This is a genomic window from Promicromonospora iranensis, from assembly GCF_028994805.1.
Taxonomy (GTDB): Bacteria; Actinomycetota; Actinomycetes; order Actinomycetales; family Cellulomonadaceae; genus Promicromonospora; species Promicromonospora iranensis.
Genome location: NZ_JAJQQP010000013.1, coordinates 67,223 through 85,260 on the forward strand (window position 1 = coordinate 67,223; position 18,038 = coordinate 85,260).

General features: G+C 72.2%; 15 protein-coding genes. 10 read left to right on the forward strand and 5 right to left on the reverse strand.

What is annotated here, in order from left to right:
• Window positions 1-106: 106 nt before the first annotated feature.
• A complete protein-coding gene (locus LUM46_RS20955; protein WP_310243178.1) occupies window positions 107-805 on the reverse strand; it encodes an NPP1 family protein in 699 nt (232 codons plus the stop codon).
• On the opposite strand from LUM46_RS20955, the gene LUM46_RS20960 reads away from it, so the two are divergent.
• Together LUM46_RS20960 and LUM46_RS20965 are read left to right on the forward strand one after the other, a co-directional pair.
• Complete coding sequence (locus tag LUM46_RS20960) at window positions 778-1,440, forward strand: sulfite oxidase-like oxidoreductase (RefSeq protein WP_274996645.1); 663 nt, start codon at window positions 778-780, stop codon at window positions 1,438-1,440. The two genes, LUM46_RS20955 and LUM46_RS20960, sit on opposite strands and share 28 nt — an antisense overlap.
• Entirely contained in the window at window positions 1,433-2,242 is an 810-nt protein-coding gene (locus LUM46_RS20965; protein ID WP_310243145.1) for a ferredoxin reductase, read from the forward strand. The genes LUM46_RS20960 and LUM46_RS20965 overlap by 8 nt, the downstream gene beginning before the upstream one ends.
• Window positions 2,243-2,252: 10 nt before the next feature.
• Here the strand turns inward: LUM46_RS20965 and LUM46_RS20970 are convergent, their stop codons facing one another.
• Window positions 2,253-2,852, reverse strand: coding sequence for a GNAT family N-acetyltransferase (locus LUM46_RS20970; protein ID WP_274996646.1), 600 nt, complete (start codon window positions 2,850-2,852; stop codon window positions 2,253-2,255).
• 75 nt (window positions 2,853-2,927) lie between these two features.
• Between LUM46_RS20970 and LUM46_RS20975 the strand changes: the two genes are divergently transcribed.
• Window positions 2,928-3,773 carry a TetR/AcrR family transcriptional regulator gene (locus LUM46_RS20975; RefSeq protein WP_274996647.1) on the forward strand — a complete coding sequence of 282 codons (846 nt, stop codon included), beginning with the start codon at window positions 2,928-2,930 and terminating at the stop codon, window positions 3,771-3,773.
• A gap of 5 nt (window positions 3,774-3,778) precedes the next feature.
• Here LUM46_RS20975 and LUM46_RS20980 read toward each other — a convergent pair whose 3' ends face one another.
• Together LUM46_RS20980 and LUM46_RS20985 are read right to left on the reverse strand one after the other, a co-directional pair.
• The gene (locus LUM46_RS20980; RefSeq protein WP_310243148.1) at window positions 3,779-6,007 is read right to left on the reverse strand and encodes an MMPL family transporter; all 2,229 of its coding nucleotides are present in this window, start codon (window positions 6,005-6,007) and stop codon (window positions 3,779-3,781) included.
• Window positions 6,004-6,450, reverse strand: coding sequence for a pyrimidine dimer DNA glycosylase/endonuclease V (locus LUM46_RS20985; protein WP_274996649.1), 447 nt, complete (start codon window positions 6,448-6,450; stop codon window positions 6,004-6,006). The genes LUM46_RS20980 and LUM46_RS20985 overlap by 4 nt, the downstream gene beginning before the upstream one ends.
• 118 nt (window positions 6,451-6,568) lie before the next feature.
• Between LUM46_RS20985 and LUM46_RS20990 the strand changes: the two genes are divergently transcribed.
• A complete protein-coding gene (locus LUM46_RS20990; protein ID WP_274996650.1) occupies window positions 6,569-7,132 on the forward strand; it encodes a MarR family winged helix-turn-helix transcriptional regulator in 564 nt (187 codons plus the stop codon).
• A gap of 109 nt (window positions 7,133-7,241) precedes the next feature.
• Here the strand turns inward: LUM46_RS20990 and LUM46_RS20995 are convergent, their stop codons facing one another.
• A complete protein-coding gene (locus LUM46_RS20995; protein ID WP_274996651.1) occupies window positions 7,242-8,987 on the reverse strand; it encodes a carbohydrate-binding protein in 1,746 nt (581 codons plus the stop codon).
• 251 nt (window positions 8,988-9,238) lie between these two features.
• On the opposite strand from LUM46_RS20995, the gene LUM46_RS21000 reads away from it, so the two are divergent.
• The 6 genes from LUM46_RS21000 (at window position 9,239) to LUM46_RS21025 (ending at window position 17,875) form a co-directional block, all read left to right on the forward strand.
• A complete protein-coding gene (locus LUM46_RS21000; protein WP_274996653.1) occupies window positions 9,239-10,261 on the forward strand; it encodes a LacI family DNA-binding transcriptional regulator in 1,023 nt (340 codons plus the stop codon).
• 112 nt (window positions 10,262-10,373) lie between these two features.
• Window positions 10,374-11,639 (forward strand): sugar ABC transporter substrate-binding protein, encoded by a 1,266-nt coding sequence (locus tag LUM46_RS21005; RefSeq protein ID WP_274996655.1) that lies wholly within the window; start codon window positions 10,374-10,376, stop codon window positions 11,637-11,639.
• A gap of 97 nt (window positions 11,640-11,736) precedes the next feature.
• Window positions 11,737-12,702: a carbohydrate ABC transporter permease gene (locus LUM46_RS21010; RefSeq protein WP_274996656.1), complete on the forward strand. Its 966-nt coding sequence runs from the start codon at window positions 11,737-11,739 to the stop codon at window positions 12,700-12,702.
• Window positions 12,699-13,529: a carbohydrate ABC transporter permease gene (locus LUM46_RS21015; RefSeq protein WP_274996657.1), complete on the forward strand. Its 831-nt coding sequence runs from the start codon at window positions 12,699-12,701 to the stop codon at window positions 13,527-13,529. The genes LUM46_RS21010 and LUM46_RS21015 overlap by 4 nt, the downstream gene beginning before the upstream one ends.
• A gap of 45 nt (window positions 13,530-13,574) precedes the next feature.
• Complete coding sequence (locus LUM46_RS21020) at window positions 13,575-15,647, forward strand: glycoside hydrolase family 127 protein (RefSeq protein ID WP_274996659.1); 2,073 nt, start codon at window positions 13,575-13,577, stop codon at window positions 15,645-15,647.
• A complete protein-coding gene (locus LUM46_RS21025; protein WP_274996660.1) occupies window positions 15,644-17,875 on the forward strand; it encodes a glycoside hydrolase family 31 protein in 2,232 nt (743 codons plus the stop codon). The genes LUM46_RS21020 and LUM46_RS21025 overlap by 4 nt, the downstream gene beginning before the upstream one ends.
• Window positions 17,876-18,038: the final 163 nt, after the last annotated feature.

Consider the following 18,038-nt stretch of genomic DNA (forward strand, 5'->3'; position numbering starts at 1 on the left):
GTCTTACCTGATCGACAACGCAGCGCCGCGAGATGTGACGTGGTGGTGGTCACATGCGACGCGCGGAGGGATCGGGGAAGGATCACAGGCGGGTTGGCGCCGGGTGTTATGCGGCCGGGTCGAACGGGATCCCGGCCGGCTTCATCCGCTCCAGCCACGACGCGAAGTCGCCGTCGTCGATCTTGATGGTCGCCCCGCCGAAGTCGGCGGTCATGAGACGGTCGCGCAGCGACGTGCTGGGCCAGCCGTCCCAGCCCACGATCGGCGGGTAGCGCCAGTCGCCGTAGTGGTTCTCCGGCGGGTCGTCGTTGCCGTTCGCGAGCCGGAACAGGTGCGTGCTCGGCCCGTCCTTGTGGAAGACGATCTTGGGGTGCGAGCCCTCGAACAGGACCTCCGACCGGGGGTAGGTGGCCGACCCGCTGTGCTCGGTGATCGAGACGTGCTCGACCTGGTTCGAGCCCTGGTCGACCCACACGACCACGTGCTCCCAGTCGTGCTTGTGGCTGCCGATCGCGATCGGCCCGTTCATGGTCTGGTCCTTCTCGAAGTAGCTCGCGTACATCACGGCGCACCAGCCGTTGTTGCACTTCTCGCGCGAGTACGTCTGCGAGTTGTCCAGGTCGGACTGGTCGCGGCAGTTCCCGTTGACGGCGCCGCCGATGTTCAGCCCGGGTGTGATCGTGCCGTCCGGGCCGATGGCGGGCGTGGCGTAGCAGCCGTCGCCGTCGTAGTCGTAGGCGGGGGAGAACGACTGCTCGATACCGGCTACCTTGAGGCATGACCAGCGCGACCCCGCCCGTACCAGGCGGCTCCGATCCTGCCGGGCTCGACCACGACCCCGGCGCCGCCCTCACCCCCGGTTTTCGGGGCCGGGCCCGCCCGGAGGGCGTGACTCTCCCTCCGGGGCAGTACGCGGAGGAGGGATTTCCCGTCCTCTCGGCGGGTCCCACGCCCAACGTCAGCACCGCGACCTGGAGCTTCGCCGTCACCAACGAGGTGGGCGCCACGAAGTCCTGGACCTGGGCGGAGCTGATGGCGCTGCCCCAGGACACCCCGACCGTGGACATCCACTGCGTCACCCGCTGGTCCAAGTTCGGCACCCGCTGGCGCGGCGTCTCCCTCGACGTGCTGCTCGCCGAGGTGGAGTCCACGGCGGAGTTCGCGATGGTGGGCTCCTACGGCGGGTACACCACCAACCTCCCGGTGGCGGACCTCCTGGGCGGCAAGGCATGGATCGCGCACACCTTCGACGGGGCGCCGCTGCACCCCGAGCACGGCGGCCCGGCCCGGCTGCTGGTGCCGCACCTGTACTTCTGGAAGTCGGCCAAGTGGGTACGCTCGCTCACCCTCATGCCGACGGACCGGCCGGGTTTCTGGGAGAAGCTCGGCTACCACGACCTGGGCGACCCGTGGCGTGAGCAGAGGTACCAGGGTGACTGAGGCCCGGTCCGCGGAGGCTGAGCCTCGGGGGGCGCGGCTCGGCGACCGGTACGCCGTCCCCTCCGGCTGGCAGGTCGCCACGCTGGTGGGGCGGCGGGCGGAGAGCGCGTCCGCGGTGACCCTCGTGCTCGATGTCCCGGGCTGGCCGGGCCACCTGGCGGGTCAGCACCTCGACCTGCGCCTCACCGCACCCGACGGCTACACGGCCGAGCGGTCGTACTCCCTCGCGAGCGGTCCGGCGGCGCCCGGGACCGGTCGGGTCGAGGTCACGGTCCAGCGCGTGCGCGACGGTGAGGTGTCCCCGTACCTCGTCGACCAGTTCCCGCTCGGCTCGGCGATCGAGGTGCGTGGCCCCATCGGTGGCTGGTTCGTCTGGGACCCGGTGCGTGACGCCGGCACTCCCGTGCTGCTCGTGGCCGGCGGGTCGGGTCTGGTGCCGGTGATGGCCATGGCCCGAGCACGCCGGGAGTCCGGTGACCGTACGCCGTTCCGGCTGATCTACTCGGTGCGTACGCCGGAGGACCGGCTGTACCCGGACGAGCTGGAGCGGCTCGCCGCCCGTGGCGACGGCTTCGAGGCCAGCACGATCTTCACCAGGGCGGTCTCGCTCACCGCTCTGCGTGGCCCACGACGCCTCACCGACTCCGAGGTGGCGTCCTGGGGCTGGCCGGCCGAGCTGGAACCCCGGGTGTACATCTGCGGTCCCACGGGATTCGTCGAGGCAGTCTCGCGCATGGTCGTGGCCCAGGGACACGATCCGGCCCGCGTCCGGACCGAGCGGTTCGGGCCGGCTGCGGGCTGAGGCCGGTCCGTCAGGGTCCGTCGACTCCGCGCCACATGGGCTGGAGGAGCGGCCCTCCCTCGGGCAGCGGGATGGGCTCGCCGTGGTCCTGGAACCCGTGCCGCGCGTAGAGCTTCCGGTTCTGCGGCGTCGAGGCCTCCAGGTAGACCGGCAGGCCCAGGCCCTGCGCACGCTCGAGACCGTGCCGCAGCAGGGCGGTCCCGGCCCCCAGCCCTCGCCGGTGGGGGAGCGCGGCCATGGCCGACAGGTACACGTGGGACACGTCGGGGTGCCGGGCGTCCGTGGCCGCGAGGACGGCGGCGAGTCGCCGGCTGGCCGACCGGCCGTCGTCGGGAAGCTCTGGCTCCGGCGGTGCGCCGTCGAGGTCGACCCAGACCGATGCGGCGACAGGGTCCCCGCCGGGAAGGAACGCGACGAGCAGCTGCCCGGCGTCGACGGCGGCCCGCAGCGCGGGCTCGAAGAGCTCCCGGGTGTGTTCCTTCCGGCGTCCCGGCTCGGGCTCGACCCAGGCGGACACCGCCTCGTCGGCGAAGGCCTCGACGCACACGGGGAGCACCGAGGTGAACTCCGACGGCACGGATGGTCGGACGATCAGGTGAGGCATCGACATAGCTCCAGCCTCGTGCACCTCGGGCCACCGGCGAAGTAGTTTCGTCTCACGAGCTGTGCGACGAAAGGGCGAGGTATGACCTGCGTGGAGTGCGGGCGAGGTCTCGGCCCGGCCTCGGGCACTGGGCGACCGCGACGCTACTGCTCCCGGTCCTGCCAGTCGCGGGCGTACCGGCGTCGTCGGGACGGCGGCCGCCTCGCGGCGTCGGCGGCGCAGCCGTCTGTCGGCCGGGGCGGCGAGCCCGGCTCCGGCTCCGGCGACGCTCGCGCGGACCTGGTCCACGCAGCAGTCGGCCTGGCCGACGCCCACGGGCTCGACACGGTGACGCTCCGTACCGTCGCCCAGCACGCGGGTATCGCGCTGCCGGAGGCACGCCGGGCGTTCGGCAGCCGCGACCGCCTCGTGGCAACGCTGGTCCAGCAGCTCCTGGCGCGCCGTCGCGGCACCGTGCCGGCGTCGGACGGCCCGGTCGAGACTCTCGCGCGGCTCGCCGCGGAGGAGTGGGCGACCTACCGGGAGCACCCGTGGCTCGTGTCCGTGCTCGCCAGCAGCCGGCCGCCGCTCGTCCCGGCCGTGCTCGACGCCGCGCGGGCGAGCACCGAGGCGTTCGGGCAGCTCGGGCTCGACCCGCCGACGGCCCTCGCGCGGTACATCGCGCTGAGCGGGTACGTCCAGGGCATGGCCGTCATGCTCCTCGCGGAGCACGAGCAGGCGGGACGGTCCGGGACGGCCTACCGGGCCTGGTGGGCCGAGGAAGCGAGGCGGCTCGACCGCACCGGCGCCCGCTGGCATCATCCATGGCTCGACGCCGCGAGCGGCGGCAGCCTCCCGGACACGTTCGACGCGGACGTCGACGCCTGGTTCCGCGACGGGCTGGCCCGGGTGCTCGCCGGGCTCACCCCGTCCGACGACGAGCCGTGAGCCGGCTACCGCGGACCGCGGGCCAGCCGGGAGGGCCACCAGACCGCCCGGCCGATGTCGTAGCTCAGGGCCGGGACGAGGAAGGACCGCACCGCGAAGGTGTCGAGCAGGACACCGAACGCGACGATGAAGGCGAGCTGCGCGAGGAACAGCACAGGGATGACCGCCAGCGCCGTGAACGTCGCGGCGAGCACCAGGCCTGCCGAGGTGATGATGCCGCCGGTCAGCCGCAGCCCGCGCAGCACGCCTTCCCGCGTGCCGTGCGCGAGCGACTCCTCCCGGACCCGGGTCATGAGGAAGATGTTGTAGTCGATCCCGAGCGCGACGAGGAAGACGAACCCGAACAGCGGCACCGCCGGGTCGGCCCCCGGGAAACCCAGCAGGTTGTTGAACACCAGGGCGGCCACGCCCATGGCGGTCCCGAAGGACAGCACGGTGGTGAGGACGAGCAGCACGGGCGCGAGCACGGCGCGCAGCAGCAGCATGAGGATCAGCAGGATCACGACGAGCACGATCGGGACGATCAGGGTCCGGTCGCGGATCGATGCGTCGTTGGTGTCCAGGTCGGTGGCGGACTCGCCGCCCACGAGCGCCTCGGGAACCGTGTCGGCGTAGGCGGTGCGCAGGTCGCGCACCGTCTGTTCGGCGGCGGCGGAGTCCGCGGCGTCGTCCAGCGTGCCCTGGAGGAGCACCGCACCGTCGGAGACCACCGGCTCGGGCACGGGCGGTGCGGCAGCTTCGCCGGCTGCCTCGGCCGGCGGCCCGTCCTGCGCGCCCGGCCCGCCCGGCGGGCCGGCCTGGATGCCGTCGGCGGTCACCGGGGCCGTTCCGCTCGGGGTGTCCGCAGAGATGGCGACCTGGGCTATGCCGTCCTCCTGGAGCAGGACGTCGGCCGCCTGCTGCAGCTCGTCCTCGGGCGTGACGACGTAGACCGGGCTCCCGGAGCCCGCGGGGAAGTGCTCGGCGAGCCGCTCCTGCCCGGTCCGTGCCTCGGACGCGCCGAGGACCAGCTCCGACTGCGGCACGCCGGAGGCCTGGAGCTGCGTGACGCCCACGCAGCCCAGTGCGAGGAGCGCCGCGGTCGTGACCCAGATGGTGCGTGGTCGCGTCCGGACGGCGCGCGAGACCCGCCCCCACAGGCCACGCTCCGCGCCGCCCGCGGTTCCCGCCTGGCCGGCGGCCGGGTCGTAGGCGGGACGCCGGGGCCAGAAGGCCGCGCGGCCGAGCATCAGCAGCAGAGCCGGGAGCAGGGTGAGCGCGGCGAGCATCGCGAAGACGATGCCGACGGCGGCGACCGGCCCCAGCGTGCTGTTGGAGCGCAGCTCGCTGAGCAGCAGGCAGAGCAGGCCGGCGATGACCGTGCCGCCCGACGCGAGGATCGGCTCGAACGACCCGCGCAGCGCCCGCCACGTCGCGGTCCACCGGTCGGGCGTGCGGACCAGCTCCTCACGGAAGCGGGCGACGTACAGGAGTGCGTAGTCGGTCGCCGCCCCGATGACAAGGATGAACAGGATGCCCTGGGTCTGCCCGCTGAGGAGCAGCACGCCGGACCGGGCCAGGTGCCAGACCGTCAGCAGCGCGAGGCACAGCGCGAACATGCTCGTCGCGAGCACGGCCAGCGGGAGCAGCAGCGAACGGTAGACGACCACGAGGATGACCAGCACCGCCGCCAGGGCGACACCGAGCAGCAGCCCGTCGATCCCGGCGAACGCGGTCACCAGGTCGCTGGAGAAACCGGCGGGTCCCGTGACGTACAGGTCGACGCCGTCCGGCAGGCCGGCACGGAGCGTGTCCCGCAGCTCCGTGGTGGCTTCCCCCAGGTCGGCGGAGCCGGACAGCGGCACGAAGGCCTGCGCCGCGGCGCCGTCCTCGGCGGGGATCGGCGGCGACACCTCGCCGTCGACCACGTCCAGCTCGCCGACCGCCGTCAGCGTCTCGCCGATCGTGGCGAGGTCGTCGTCGGTGAGCTCGCCGTCGTTGTCGCCCGAGCCTTCCGCGGCGACGAAGACGACGATCGCGGGTACCGCGTCACCCTCGGTGAAGCCGGAGAGCCGTTCCTGGACCTCGGTCGCCTCGGCGGTGGCGGGCAGGTAGGCCGTGCGGTCGTTGGAGGAGACCTCGTCGACGCGGCCGAAGTACGGGCCGCCGATCGCCGCACCGACGAGCCAGACCAGGATGAGCACGGCCGGCAACGTGACCCGGAGCCAGCGCGGCACGCGCGAACCGGCGGTCACGAGGCGCGCTCCCAGCTCGCCGCGGGGCCGGGGACGACCACGAACAGCGGGTGCGGGGACGGCGGCTCGGCCGAGACGACGTGGGCGCGGTGGGCAGGGGAGCGGACGGCGAGCTTGTGCAGGAGGTGCTGCCACTCGAGATCGAGCTGTCCGGCGGTCACGACGATCCGGGCGGCGCTCCGGGTGTGCTCGTCGAGAGGCTGCGAGATCCGCTGGGGGTCGAACGTGTAACCGCGCCGGGTCGCCTCGTCCCGGAGGCCGTGGAGGTAGGCAGAGATGGCGACGGCGGGCTGCGGGTGCTCCCGGAAGCGTTCGAGCTGCGGGTGCTGCGTGTACCCCTTGGTGCGACCCAGCAGCACGGCCTGCGCGAGCAGCGCCTCGCGCCAGCACGCGACGAGACCCTGCCGGTCGAGCATGGCCGGATCCAACGACCAGAGCCGCATGCGCCCGCACCTCCTTCGATGTCGGCCGGATCGGTTTCCGGCCGTGTGGGTGCCAATTTAGCTAGCCAGGCTACATTCAAGCAAATGAAGCAATAAGTCGAAGGGGTAGCATCCCATCGTGGATCCCGATACCCGCCCGGACGCCGAGCCGTCGATGATGGATCCGCGCGTGATGGATCCGCACCAGGAGATCGTGCGGCGCGCGGGCATGGACGACGCCGACGTCGACCAGGTCGTGGGCGTCCTGGAGGCGCTGCGCCGCTGGCGCGAGACAGAGCGGCGGATGAGCGAGGCCTCGCGGCGCTACATGAAGCTCGGCGACACCGACATGCGCGCGCTGCGCTTCGTCATCGCCATGCAGAACCACGGCCGCGTGGTGACGCCGGGCGCGATCGCCGAGCACCTGGGCATCACGACGGCGTCGACCACGAAGCTGATCGACCGGCTGGCGGCGGGTAACCACGTGCGTCGGTTCCCGCACCCCTCCGACCGGCGCAGCCTCGCGATCGAGGTCACCGAGGAGACGCGCCGTGCCGCGCGCGAGTCCGTCGGGCGCAGCCACGCCCGCCGGTTCGACGCCGCGGCGCGGCTCTCCGCCGAGGAGCGTGAGATCGTCACGCGCTTCCTCGACGACCTGGCGGGTACGGACCACGACACGGACCACGACACGGACCACGGTTGAGCGTGCCGCCGGCCCAGTGATGGGGCCCAGGAACGACGAGTTTCTGGGCCCATCACTGGGCCGGCCGGACCGGATCGCCGGGTGACCGCGCGGAGGCGGGAGCTCTCGGTCAGGACAGCGTGATGCTGTCCAGCTCCGCGTAGCCCGTGCCCCCCGGGAAGTTGGGGGAGCCCTTCGCCAGCCGGATCATGTTGTAGCCGGCGCGCAGCGAGACCGTCACGGTGGTCGTCCCGAACTGGCCCCAGCCCGCCGTCGGTGGGTAGGACACGGTGGAGAAGGCGCCGCCGTTGTAGGCCAGCCCGTGGGTCGACGTCGCCCCGGTGCCGTTCGCGTACCGCACCGCCATCGTGTAGGTGCGGGCCGTCGGGACGTTGACCGTGAAGTCCACGAAGCTCTGCGAGCGCATGTCGGCGGTGCCGTCGATGCCGCCGACGTAGGAACCGTTCGACGCGCCGGACGACGCCCGGGTCTGGGCGTTCACGACGTTCGCGTTCTCCGCCTCGTAGACCTGCTGCCAGGCCGACGTCGGGCCGCCGGCCGGGGTGACGACCACCTGGTAGGCGCCCTCCGCCGTCATCCCGTTGACCGGGACGGTGACCGTGCCGTTCGAGACCGGCATGGTCGACGTCGACAGCACGGTCGGTGCCGCCACGTGGGTGTGCCGCCCGCTGCCGGGGACCGCGTTCACGGTCACCCGGACGGACGAGCCGAACGAGCCCAGGCCGTTGACCCGCACGCTGTTGTTGCCGCTGTCCCCGCCGAGCACCACGTTGACGATCTTGCGGCTCGAGTCGTACGCCGCGACGCCGTCGAGCCAGCTCTGCGGCGTGGTCCGCACGACGTTGCCCGCTTGTGTGCCGTACCAGCGGTAGGCCCAGTACGAGGCGGTGGGCTGGCCCTGGAGCGTGAACAGGCCGTCGAACGTGCCGGCCTCGTACCAGTACGCGCGGTGCGCCTCGCGGGCACCGTGCCGCTCCAGCACCGAGATCCAGTGCACGGCGACGCTCGGGATGTCCATCTGGCTCAGTGAGTTGTACTCGTTGATGGCGATCTCGCGCGGGCTGATGCCGAGCGAGCGCTCGATGGCCCGGTAGTCGGCGACGTGGTCGTCGAAGTTGTCCCAGTCCATGTCGGTGAGCTCGTGCCAGACGATGACGTCGGGCAGGGTGTTCGTGTCGCGCGCGTTCCGCAGGAACGACACCATCCGGTCGTGGCTGTAGTACGAGTCGCTGGGGCCGACGATCGGCGTCACGGGGTCGAGCGACCGGATCAGGCGGTGCGTGCGGGTCCAGCCGGCGTTGAACGACCCGGCGGCGGCGGTGTCCCAGGTCCAGTCGGGCTCGTTCCACAGCTCCCAGCCGCGGATGTTCGTCGTCGACGTGGCCGCGAGGCGGTCCTGGACCATCGTGCGGACCTTCTGCTCCCAGTCGGCCCAGCCCTGCCACCGGTAGGGGAACGTCGGGTAGATGTCCGGCATGCGGATGAGCTGCTGCGCTCCGGCGCGCGTGATGTTGTCCGCGACGCCGAGGGCGTCGCAGCACGGCTCGGTGGCGCCGTTGCCGAGGTGGGTGGTGCCCGGCGGGGGCTGGGTGAACCCGTGAGGGCTCAGGGGCAGGAGCTGGTCGGTGGTGGGCTTCGTGTTCGACCCGACGCCGTACAGGCCGCCCGACCCGACGTGGGTCACCGGCCGGACCACGGAGCCGACGTCGACCGTGAGGGTGTTGCCCGCGGCCTGCGCCGGGCCGGCGGGGGAGACCAGCGAGGCGCCCACGATCAGGGCGAGAACGCTGAGGCGGGACAGGGCCCGTTGCGCGGGGGCGCGGCGGGGCAGCACACGTTTCAGGGCGAGCTTCATGGCATCTCCTCATTGAGACTGCGGGTCGGTCGTGGGTCGGGACTGCGGGTGACTTCTGCGACGGAAGCTGCGAACCGGTTCGACGTTCCCGCCTGCCAAGACGTTAGTTTCGAACGCCGTGCGCCGCAAGAGTCCAAAAAGTTCGATCTTGCGGACCCGGGAAGGGTGTGGTTAGAGTCGAACCGGTTCGCAACAGAAGCGAGCCGGCACGAGCAATGACGCACACACGAGCAGCAACGCAAGGAGGCGAAGTGGCCACCATCGGGGATGTCGCCCAGGCGGCAGGGGTGTCGCGCAGCACGGCGTCGTACGCGCTGTCGGGCAAGCGAGCGATTTCGGCGGACGTGCGCCGCCGTGTCGAGGACGCCGTCCGGCAGCTCGGCTACACGCCGAACGCCGGGGCGCGGGCGCTGGCCACCTCGCAGACGATGGTGATCGGGCTGCTCGCCCAGTTCCTCGAGGACGAGTTCGCCCCGGCGATGCTCCAGTACATGCTGGGTGTCTCGAACACGGCACGCGAGCTCGGCTACGACATCCTCCTGGTGTCCGACGCCGACGGCACGCGCGCCCTGCGCCGCATCACCGACTCACGGATGGTCGACGGGGTCGTGCTGCTCAACGTCGCCGAGCGCGACGAGCGCCTGCCGATCCTGCGTTCCGCGGCCCAGCCGGGCGCGCTGGTCGGGCTGCCCGCCGACTGCACCGGCGTCGACGTCTTCGACCTCGACTTCGAGGAGGCGGGCCGCCTCATGGTGGACCACCTGCACCGCCTCGGGCACCGCGAGATGGCCCTGGTGTCGCAGCCGGAGCACGTGATCGAGCGGGGTGGCGCCTACGTGTGGCGCCTGCAGAACGCGGCCCTCGAAGCGGCCAGGGCGCGCGGCATCACGCTGCACACCGTGTCCGCGTCGTCGCACCAGCCCGACGTCGGCCAGGACCTGAGCGCCCTGCTCGACACGTACCCCGATGTCACCGGGCTGCTGATCAACAACGAGGCGGCGGCGGCAGCCCTGCCGACCGTCCTGCACCAGCGCGGGCTGACCGCGCCCAGCGACCTGTCGGTCGTGGGCCGGTACTCGGACGAGTTCGCCCGTACCTTCTCGCTGCCCTACTCCTCGATCGAGAGCGCACCCGACCGGCTCGGCCGCATGGCCGTGCGCCAGCTCGTGCGTCGCATCGAGGGCGACGTGGCGGCCGACGAGCCGCACGTCGTGCGGTTCGTGACGCCGGAGCTGGTCGACCGCGGCAGCACCGGCGTGCCGCGGCCGGCCTGACCGCTCCGCACCACGGGCCAGCCCTCAGCTACCCCCAGCTACCCCCCCCAGCAAGCAAGCACCCCCCAGCCGGACGACGGCGTCGTCGACCGGACCCGTTCAAGGAGGAACCATGTACCACACCCGGCGCAAGCCCACCACCCTCGCAGCGGTCGGCGCGCTCACCCTGGTCGGCGTGCTCAGCGCCTGCTCATCCGGCGGTGCCGCCGCGGGCGGCGAGACCGCGGGCGGCGGCGACGCCACCTACACCTGGTGGGACCCCTACCCCCAGCACGACGACTCGTCGGACTGGACGGGCCGCGTCCAGGCCTGCGGCGAGGAGGCCGGCGTCACCATCGAGCGCACCGCGTACGACACGACGGCGCTGACCAACCAGGCGCTGCTCGCGGCGCAGGAGGGCACGTCCCCCGACGTCATCCTGCTCGACAACCCGGCGGTGTCCACGCTCGCGGACACCGGCATGCTCACCACCGTCGAGGAGTTCGGCCTGGACACCTCGGCGATCGACGAGAACCTGCTGGCGGCGGGCGTCGTCGACGGGGAGACGTACGGCATCCCGATCGGCGCCAACACGCTGTCGCTCTACTACAACGCGGAGGTCCTGGAGGCCGCGGGCGTGGACCCGGCCTCGATCACCGACTGGGAGTCGCTCACCGCCGCCCTGAAGACGGTCACGGACAACGGCGACAAGGGCATCACCTTCGCCGGTATCGGCACCGAGGAGGGCTCGTTCCAGTTCCTGCCGTGGTTCTGGGGCGCGGGCGCCGACCTGCGTGACCTCGACTCGCCGGAGGCCGTCGCCGCGCTCGAGCTGTGGACGGGCTGGCTGGAGGAGGGCTACGCGCCCAACTCGGTGATCAACAACTCGCAGAACACGGTCTGGGAGGAGTTCCTCACCGGGGACTTCGGCTTCGCCGTGAACGGCACCTGGCAGGTCGACAGCGCCGCCGGGGCCGACTTCGAGGCCGGCACCGTCCAGCTGCCCGGTCGCGACGGCGGCGTCGCGCCGGCACCGACGGGCGGCGAGTTCATCATGGCGCCCGTCCAGGAGGTCACCGAGCGCTACGACGTCACCCGGCAGATCGTCGAGTGCATGACGACGCCGGAGGGCTTCGTCGAGACGGCGAACACGTTCGCCTACTACGTGCCGCCGACGGCGGACGGCCAGGCCGCGCTCGTCGAGGAGAAGCCGGAGCTCGAGCCCTGGGTCGAGGCCGTGCGCAACGCCAAGGGCCGCACGAGCGACGACCTCGGAGCCGACTACCCGGTGATCTCCGAGGCCCTGTGGACGGCAGTCCAGAACGCCCTCTCGGGCGCGGCCACGCCGGAAGAGGCTCTCACCACGGCCCAGACGGAAGCAGAAACGGCCACCAGCTAACCCACCCGCCGTCGTTGAGTGCTGGGTATTTGCGCCGTGAACACCTCTCGAACCGCAAATACCCAGCACTCAGCTTGAAAGACTTAAGGACGCTCTGATGACCACCACCGAGGCCTTGGCCACGGCGGGCGCGCCTTCCGGCGTGGACCGGCAGCCGCCGAGACCGCGCCGCCGGCGTGGCCCCGCGGTCTCCCAGTGGACCGCCGTCGGCTTTGCCGCGCCGCTGCTCGTGTACCTGATCCTCTTCTACGTCTACCCGCTGTGGCGCAACATCGACCTCAGCGTGCACGACTACACGATCCGCGCGTTCGTGCAGGGCAACGCCGAGTTCGTCGGGTTCGAGAAGTACGCCGAGGTGTTCAGCTCGTCGACGTTCCCGACGGCGCTGTGGAACACCGCGGTCTTCACCGTCGTCTCCATCGTGTTCCAGTACGCGATCGGCCTGGCTCTCGCGGTGTTCTTCCGCTCCGGGTTCCGGCTGTCCGGCCTGCTGCGGGCGATGTTCCTCGTGCCGTGGCTGCTGCCGCTCATCGTGTCGGCGTCGACCTGGGCGTGGATGCTGAACAGCGACAACGGCATCGTGAACTCGGTGCTCGCGGCGTTCGGCGGGGAGCAGATCAACTGGCTCACCTCCCCGGACACCGCCCTCCTGTCGGTGACGATCGCGAACATCTGGCTGGGCATCCCGTTCAACCTCGTGATCCTGTACTCCGGGCTGCAGAACATCCCGGGAGAGGTGTACGAGGCGGCGTCGCTCGACGGCGCCGGGCCGTGGAAGCAGTTCTGGAGCATCACGTTCCCGCTGCTGCGCCCGGTGTCCGCCATCACGCTCCTGCTCGGGCTGATCTACACGCTGAAGGTCGTCGACGTCATCTGGATCATGACCACCGGCGGGCCCGGTGACGCGTCGACGACGCTCGCCATCTGGTCCTACCGGGAGGCGTTCGGGACCGGCCAGCCGGACTTCTCGCCCGCCGCCGCGGTCGGCAACCTGCTCATCCTCATCGCCCTCGTCTTCGGATTCCTGCACCTGCAGCTCCAGCGCCGTCAGGAGGACTCATGACCGGCCGTCGTCTCGTGCAGAAGCCGTGGTGGAAGACCGCCCTCGGCCTTGTCCTCACCGCGTTCATGCTGTTCCCCGTCTACTGGATGGTGAACGTCTCCCTCACGCAGACCAGCGACCTGCGGTCCGACCCGCCGCACTGGTTCCCTCTGCACCCCACGTTCGAGGGGTACACGGCCGTGTTCCAGCAGCAGCTCCCGGCTCTCGGGACGAGCCTGCTGGTCGGGCTCGGCTGCGTGGCACTCACCGTCGTGATCGCCGCACCGGCGGGGTACGCGCTCGCGCTGCTCAACCTGCGCGGCGGGCGCACGCTGAACTTCCTGCTGCTGGTCGCGCAGATGATCCCGGCGGTGGTCATGGCCATGGGGTTCTACGCGGTCTACAACAGCCTGGGCCTGCTCAACACCGTCGGCGGGCTGATCATCGCCGACTCGACGGTCGCCGTGCCGTTCGGCGTGCTGCTGTACACGGCGTTCATGTCGGGCATCCCGCGCGAGCTGCTGCAGGCGGCCCGGGTGGACGGCGCGGGCGCCTGGCGCACGTTCCGCTCGATCGTGCTGCCCGTGAGCCGCAACTCGACGCTGACGGTCTCGCTCTTCGCCTTCCTGTGGGCGTGGTCGGACTTCATCTTCGCGTCGACCCTGAACCGCAACGGCGAGCTCATCCCGATCACGCTCGGCATCTACAACTACATCGGCAACAACACGACGCAGTGGAACGCCATCATGGCGACCGCCGTCGTCGCGTCGGTGCCCGCGACGGTCCTGCTCGTCGTGGCGCAACGCTACGTGGCGGCGGGCGTCACGGCCGGCGCCGTCAAGGACTGACGGGCAAGGACTCACGCCGATGAAGCAGAGAGACGAAGGAACCCTGTGACACAGCACCACTCGACGCCCACCGCGTCGCAGCGTCAGGCGGCCCGGGCGCGCCCGGTCGCCCCGCGCGGCCCGCGCCGCGGTCTCGGCGTCGGCGAGCTGCGGCTCGACGGCGGTTTCTGGGGCGCGCTCCAGGAGACGAACGCGCGGGCCACGCTGCAGCACTGCCTGGACTGGATGGAGCAGCTCGGCTGGCTCGGCAACTTCGACCACGTCGCCGAGGGCACCACGGGCGGGGAACGGCCGGGCTGGCAGTTCTCCGACTCCGAGGTCTACAAGCTGCTCGAGGCGCTGGCCTGGGAGCACGGTCGCACGGGCGACCCGGCGGTCGATGCCCTGCTGCGCAAGGTGGTGGACCGGGTGGCGGCCGCGCAGGACGAGGACGGCTACCTGAACACGTGCTTCGGCCACGCGGGGCAGGCCGGCCGGTACAGCGACCTCTCGACGGGTCACGAGCTGTACTGCACCGGCCACCTGCTGCAGGCGGCCGTCGCCCGGGTGCGGACCGCAGGGTCGGCAGGGGAGCGGGGCGGGGACGGGGACCTGCTGGTCGAGGTCGCCCGCCGCGCCGCCGACCACGTGTGCCGCGAGTTCGGCGCGGAAGGCCGGGGCGGCGACGGCCGGGACGGCATCTGCGGGCACCCCGAGATCGAGCTCGGCCTGGCCGAGCTCGGCCGCGCGCTCGACGAGCCCCGCTACACCGAGCAGGCGCGGATCTTCGTCGAGCGCCGCGGGCGCGGCACGCTCGCGCCGATCGCGCTGCTCAGCCCCGCGTACTTCCAGGACGACGTACCGGTGCGCGACGCCGACGTCTGGCGCGGCCACGCCGTGCGCGCCCTGTACCTCGCGGCCGGGGCGTTCGACGTCGCCGTGGACACGCAGGACGACGGCCTGCGCGCCGCCGTCGAGCGGCAGTGGGCACGCTCCGTGGAACGCCGCACGTACCTCACCGGCGGCATGGGCTCGCGGCACCAGGACGAGGGCTTCGGCGACGACTGGGAGCTGCCGCCCGACCGCGCGTACTGCGAGACCTGCGCCGGCGTCGCGTCGGTCATGGTCTCGTGGCGCCTCCTGCTCGCCACGGGCGAGGTGCGCTACGCCGACCTCATCGAGCGCACCCTGTACAACGTCGTGGCGACCTCGCCCCGCACCGACGGGCGCGCGTTCTTCTACGCCAACCCGCTGCAGCAGCGCGAGCCCGGCGCCGACGTGCAACCCGACGCCGTCAACCCGCGCGCCGAGGGCGGGGTGCGGGCGCCGTGGTTCGACGTGTCGTGCTGCCCGACCAACGTCGCGCGCACGCTCTCCTCGTGGCAGGCGTACGCGGCGTTCGTCGAGGAGGCGCCCGACGGCGGCGTCGTCGTATCGCTCGCCCAGTACGCCGCGGGTGAGCTGCGGGTGGCGCTGGACCACCCTTCGGCAGGCCCGGGGTCGAGTGACGAGCTCGTCCTGCGGGTGAGCACCGACTACCCGCACGACGGTCGCATCCGCGTCGAGGTCACCGCCGTCCCCGAGCGGCCCGTCACGCTGCGGCTGCGCGTACCGCACTGGGCCGACGACGCCACGCTCACCGGCCCCGACGGTTCCACCACCGCCGTCCGACCGGGGTGGGCGACGGCCGGCGCTGCCGGGACTCCTACGCTCGCGGTGGGCGACGTCGTCACGCTCGACCTGCCCGTCGGCCCCCGTCTGACCTGGCCCGACCCGCGGGTCGACGCCGTGCGCGGGACCGTGGCCGTCGAACGGGGCCCGCTCGTGCTCGCGCTGGAGTCGGTGGACCTGCCCGACGGCGTGCTGCTCGACCAGGTCCGGCTCGACCCGGCGGTCGCGCCCCGGGCGCAGGGCGACGGCGCGGTGGTCCGCGCCGCCGTCGTGCCGCTGCCCGGGGACGGGGCGGGTACCCCGCCGTTCGGCTCGGGCGGTCCGGGAGGCGCCCTCGCGCCGACGCCGGGCGCCGGTGCACCCGGTGCGTTCGACCTGGCCCTGGTGCCCTACCACCGCTGGGCCGAGCGCGGCCCGTCGACCATGCGCGTCTTTGTTCCGACGGCCCGACACGAGGAGACCCGATGACCGACCTCACCACGCCGGACTCGCCGGTCCGCGCGGACGGCGCCCGTCTCACCTGGCGGAGCGGGGGCGAGACCCTGGTGGTCGAGCCGTGGGGCAAGGACAGCGTGCGCGTGCGCGCGACCGTCCTGGGCGATGTCGAGGACACCGACTGGGCGCTCCTGCCGCCCGCCGTCGCGGCGGACGGCGACGCCGCGCGCGTCGAGCTCCGGGCCGACGGCGCGACCCTCGTCAACGGCGGCATCCGTGTCGAGCTGACCACCAGCACGGGGTTCAGCGAGATCGTCGGCTACGAGGTGTCGCACTGTGACCTGGCCTTCTACGACGCCGACGGCCGCCTGCTGCTGCGGGAGCTGGACCGCGGCGGCTCCCTCCAGCTGCGCGCCCGGAACTTCCGCCCGCGACTCGGCGACGACGGCCACACGCTCACCGCGTCGTTCGAGTCCGACCCGGCCGAGAAGCTGTACGGGATGGGCCAATACCAGCAGCACGTGCTGGACCTCAAGGGCTCCACGTTCGAGCTGGCGCACCGCAACTCCCAGGCGAGCGTGCCGTTCGTCCTGTCGAGCGGCGGGTACGGGTTCCTCTGGCACGACCCGGCGATCGGGCGCGCGACGTTCGCGCGCAACCGCACCGAGTGGCATGCCGAGTCGACGAAGCAGCTCGACTACTGGGTGACCGCCGGGCGCACGCCCGCGGAGATCTCGCGGGCCTACGCCGAGGCGACGGGGCACGCCCCGATGATGCCGGAGCGCGGGCTCGGCTTCTGGCAGTGCAAGCTGCGCTACTGGAACCAGGAGCAGCTCCTGGAGGTGGCGCGCGAGCACCACCGGCGCGGGCTGCCGCTGGACGTCATCGTCGCGGACTTCTTCCACTGGCCGAAGATGGGCGACTACCGGTTCGAGGACGAGTTCTGGCCGGACCCGACGGCGATGGTCGACGAGCTGAAGGAGCTCGGTGCCGAGCTCATGGTCTCCGTCTGGCCGCAGGTGTCGCTCGAGTCCGAGAACGACTCGCACCTGCGCCGGAACAACCTGCTGGTGCGTGCCGACCGCGGGCTCGACGTCCACATGTCGTTCCAGGGCCCCAGCACCTTCCTCGACGTGACCAACCCCGAGACGCGGCGCTGGCTCTGGGACATCTGCCGGCGCAACTACGGCGCCCACGGCATCCGCACGTTCTGGCTGGACGAGGCAGAGCCCGAGTACGGCGTCTACGACTACGACGCGTTCCGCTACCACCTCGGCCCCGCCCTGCGCGTGGGCAACGTGTACCCGCAGGCATTCGCGCGGGCCTTCTACGAGGGCCAGCGCGCCGACGGCGAGACCGAGGTGGTCAACCTGGTGCGGTGCGCCTGGGCCGGCAGCCAGCGGTACGGCGCGCTGGTCTGGTCCGGTGACATCTCCTCGACGTTCGAGGACCTCGCCCGGCAGGTCACCGCGGGCATCCACATGGGGGTCGCGGGCATCCCGTGGTTCACCACCGACATCGGCGGCTTCCACCGCGGGGAGGTCACCGACCCCGCGTTCCACGAGCTCCTCGTGCGCTGGTTCCAGTTCGGCGCGTTCAGCCCCGTGATGCGGCTGCACGGCGACCGGTTGCCCCGTCAGGACGTCGCCGCCGCCGACGGCTCGCCACGCCTGCCCTCGGGCGGGCCCAACGAGCTGTGGAGCTTCGGCGAGGAGGTGTACGGCGTGCTGGAACGCTACGTCCACCTGCGCGAGGCCCTGCGCGACTACGTGCGCGACGCGATGCGCGCCGCGCACACCGACGGCCAGCCCGTGATGCGCGGCCTGTTCCACGACTTCCCCGGCGACGGGCGGGCGTGGGACGTCGACGACCAGTTCCTGCTCGGTCCGGACGTCCTGGTCGCGCCCGTCCTCGCGGCGGGCGTGCGTGAGCGCGACGTCTACCTCCCGGCGGGTGCCCGCTGGACCGACGCCGCCACCGGCCAGGTGCACGACGGCGGCACCACCGTGCGCGCCGCCGCCCCGCTCGACGTCGTGCCCGTGTTCCTGCGCGACGGCGCGCTGCCGCACGTGGTCGGCCGCACGACCGGGCGGGTGACCGGGCGCGTGGTGCCAGGTGCACCCAGCGGCGGGCCGGTGGCGACTGAGTCGGCGGTAGCTGAGCCGGCGACCACTGCGCCAACCACTGCGCCGACCACTGCGCCGACCACTGCGCCGACCACCGCGCCGACCACCGCGCCGACCGCCGCAGGGCCGGCCTAGATGCAGTCGGTGCAGCCCGGTGGGCAGCGGAGCGTACCGACTCGGCGTCCGGCCGTCCGGCTGGGGATCGTCGAACCGGTTCGCTCGTCGAGGTGCCGCTACAGGGCCGGTCCGCTGCGCCGTCCAGGCCTGGTTTCGGTCCGTTGCACCGGGCCTGATGCGA

Bases quoted from the DNA above. Each gene is read 5' to 3' on its own strand.
- LUM46_RS21025 (WP_274996660.1), top strand. From the start codon at position 15,644: ATGACCGACCTCACCACGCCGGACTCGCCGGTCCGCGCGGACGGCGCC.
- LUM46_RS20985 (WP_274996649.1), bottom strand. From the start codon at position 6,450: ATGCGGCTCTGGTCGTTGGATCCGGCCATGCTCGACCGGCAGGGTCTC.
- LUM46_RS20995 (WP_274996651.1), bottom strand. From the start codon at position 8,987: ATGAAGCTCGCCCTGAAACGTGTGCTGCCCCGCCGCGCCCCCGCGCAA.
- LUM46_RS20975 (WP_274996647.1), top strand. From the start codon at position 2,928: ATGACCTGCGTGGAGTGCGGGCGAGGTCTCGGCCCGGCCTCGGGCACT.
- LUM46_RS21015 (WP_274996657.1), top strand. From the start codon at position 12,699: ATGACCGGCCGTCGTCTCGTGCAGAAGCCGTGGTGGAAGACCGCCCTC.
- LUM46_RS20960 (WP_274996645.1), top strand. From the start codon at position 778: ATGACCAGCGCGACCCCGCCCGTACCAGGCGGCTCCGATCCTGCCGGG.
- LUM46_RS21005 (WP_274996655.1), top strand. From the start codon at position 10,374: ATGTACCACACCCGGCGCAAGCCCACCACCCTCGCAGCGGTCGGCGCG.
- LUM46_RS20970 (WP_274996646.1), bottom strand. From the start codon at position 2,852: ATGTCGATGCCTCACCTGATCGTCCGACCATCCGTGCCGTCGGAGTTC.
- LUM46_RS21010 (WP_274996656.1), top strand. From the start codon at position 11,737: ATGACCACCACCGAGGCCTTGGCCACGGCGGGCGCGCCTTCCGGCGTG.